The organism is Nocardia sp. NPDC004722 (assembly GCF_053601505.1).
The window spans coordinates 1-2,170 of sequence record NZ_JBSGBY010000941.1 but is presented as its reverse complement, the minus strand read 5'-3'; the positions used below and the strand labels follow the sequence as shown (position 1 = coordinate 2,170).

4 protein-coding genes are annotated in these 2,170 nt (G+C 68.2%); 3 read left to right on the top strand and 1 reads right to left on the bottom strand.

Annotated elements, in window-relative coordinates; genetic code table 11:
- Positions 1-139 precede the first annotated feature (139 nt).
- Together ACWELQ_RS44355 and ACWELQ_RS44350 are read left to right on the top strand one after the other, a co-directional pair.
- Complete coding sequence (locus ACWELQ_RS44355; RefSeq protein ID WP_452402959.1) at positions 140-301, top strand: nicotinamide mononucleotide transporter; 162 nt, start codon at positions 140-142, stop codon at positions 299-301.
- 192 nt (positions 302-493) lie between these two features.
- Complete coding sequence (locus ACWELQ_RS44350) at positions 494-937, top strand: helix-turn-helix domain-containing protein (protein ID WP_452402958.1); 444 nt, start codon at positions 494-496, stop codon at positions 935-937.
- Between the two features lie 75 nt (positions 938-1,012).
- On the opposite strand, the gene ACWELQ_RS44345 is transcribed toward ACWELQ_RS44350, so the two are convergent.
- Positions 1,013-1,795 carry an SDR family NAD(P)-dependent oxidoreductase gene (locus tag ACWELQ_RS44345; RefSeq protein WP_452402957.1) on the bottom strand — a complete coding sequence of 261 codons (783 nt, stop codon included), beginning with the start codon at positions 1,793-1,795 and terminating at the stop codon, positions 1,013-1,015.
- Between the two features lie 97 nt (positions 1,796-1,892).
- Here ACWELQ_RS44345 and ACWELQ_RS44340 point away from each other — a divergent pair.
- Positions 1,893-2,170, top strand: a 278-nt coding sequence (locus ACWELQ_RS44340; RefSeq protein ID WP_452402956.1) for a TetR family transcriptional regulator, incomplete at its 3' end; no start/stop codon positions are given.

The following is a 2,170-nucleotide window of genomic DNA, read 5'->3' as shown; positions in this document are numbered from 1 at the left end:
GGAAGCTCTGGAAGCGCAAGACATTCCGGCCGACGCGGTGCAGCTGCTGCCGTCGGAGGATCGTTCCAGCGTCACCCATCTGATCCAGGCGCGCGCCTTCGCCCAGAGTCGCGCGCTGACCGACTTCTGGATCATCTGGATGCTCGTCGACCTGGTCGGCGTCCCGTTGGCGCTGAAATCCGGGCTCTACGCCTCGGGCGCGGTCTACGGCATCTTCTTCGTCATGGTGACCGTCGGCTTCCTGCGCTGGCAGCGCGAATACCGTTCCCGCCGCGACGAACTCACCGCGACCCCGGCATAACCGCCGCGCCGCGATCGTCACATCGTGCGCAATCCATTGGCAATCGGTCATGTCCGTGTCGGCGTTCGGAATCGCCGCTGTTTCTTATGGGATGGCACGCCGAAGTTCGGGTTTGGCCCGAGTTTGCCGCGAACCTGTGGCAACCTTGCCGGGGTTTGAGCGAAGGTTTTGAGTGCGATCGAGGAGCGGTGGATGGCGAAAATGGGGAAGATGGGCCGGAAGAAGCGGTCTCGGCTCATTACGCAGGGCCTGCTGACGTCCGGCAAGGACCGGGCGCAGGTCACGCAGCGGGTGGCTGCGGAACCGGTGGCGGAGCGCGTGGTCGCGCCGGTGGTCGCGGAGACCGCCGTGGTGCCGGAGGCTGTCGTGGTGGCGGACGTGGCTGCCGGGGAGCCCGATCTGCAGGCCCTGGCCGACCGGGTCAAGGCGCGGCGGCGCGAAAACGGTTGGACGCAGGCCGATGTGGCCAAGAACGGCGGACCGTCCACGGGCATGATCAGCCAGATCGAACGGTGCCTGATGGAGTCGCCCGCTGAGGACGTCCTGGTCAAACTCGATGCGGCGCTGCAGTGGCCGGCGGGCACCGCGGATGCGATCCTGCGCGGCAGTGCCGAGCTGGTGGGCGCCGCGAAGTAACGCGGACACGCTGAACACGAAGGCCCCGATCGAATCCCGATCGGGGCCTTCGTCTTCGCTCGTGTCGCGGCGCTGCTACGTGTGGGCCGCGCCGTCGATGCGGATCTCGGTGCCGCTGATGAAGCGCCCGTCGTCCGAGACCAGCATGGCGATCACCCCGGCCACGTTCTCCGGCCCGGCCAGCTCCTCCGGATTGTCCTGCGGCAGTACGGCGATCAACCGGCCGAACAGCGACCAGTCGGCATCCTGCGGCAGATAGCCGGGGGTGGCGTCGGTGATGCCGGACTTGATGCCGCCCGGCGCGACGCTCACCGCGCGCAGCCCCTGCTTGCCGTATTCCAGTGCCAGCACATGGGTCAGCGTCTGGATGCCGCCCTTGCTCGCCGAGTACGCGGCCATGTACGGGTGCGCGAAATTGGCCGAGGTGGAACTGAAGTTCACGACGGTGCTGCGCGGATTGGCCAGCAGCGCGGGCAGCGCCTCACGGATCACCAGGAAGGTGCCGGTGAGGTTGACGGTGATGATCTGGTTCCACAGCTCCAGCGAGGTCTCGTGGGTGTGGGCCGCGCGCAGGATGCCCGCCGCGTTGACCACCGCGTCCAGCCCGCCGAGGGCTTCGACGGCGGTGCGCACGCCCGCGATCACCTCGGCCTCCACGCCGATGTTCATTTCGACGATGGTCAGCCGCGAGTCGGTGCCCGCCTCGGCGGCCTGCTTGCGGGTCAGGGCCAGGCCCTCGGCATTGACGTCGGCGCCCGCGACGACCGCCCCTTCCGACAGCAGGCGGAGAACGGTGGCCTGGCCGATGCCGGATCCGGCGCCGGTGACCAGAATGCGGCGCTGCTCGAGACGGTTCATGGATCACTTCCTGATCGGTGGAACTACTTACTGACACGATATGCCGTTAATGGCACTCCGCGCCATAAATAGTTTCGGCCTTGGCTAGAGTGCCTCTATGACCAGCGCCGCCAGCGACCGGCCCCGCACCGGCCGCCCCACGCTCACCGAGGCCCGCCGGGCGGCCACCCGCCGCGCCGTGGCCCTGGCCGCCGCCCGCCTGTTCATCGAAAACGGCTACACCGCAACCACGGTCGAGGACATCGCCGCCGCCGCGGGCATGGGACTGCGCACCTTCTACCGCTACTTCGCGGGCAAAGAGGACGTGCTCGCGCCGCTGCTGACCATCGGCAGCCAAGCCTGGGCCGACGAATTGTCCGCCTGGCCCGCCGGAAT

What these genes read in the sequence shown, in the direction of transcription:
- ACWELQ_RS44345 (WP_452402957.1), bottom strand. Translation starts at nt 1,795, where the DNA reads ATGAACCGTCTCGAGCAGCGCCGCATTCTGGTCACCGGCGCCGGATCC.
- ACWELQ_RS44355 (WP_452402959.1), top strand. Translation starts at nt 140, where the DNA reads ATGCTCGTCGACCTGGTCGGCGTCCCGTTGGCGCTGAAATCCGGGCTC.
- ACWELQ_RS44350 (WP_452402958.1), top strand. Translation starts at nt 494, where the DNA reads ATGGCGAAAATGGGGAAGATGGGCCGGAAGAAGCGGTCTCGGCTCATT.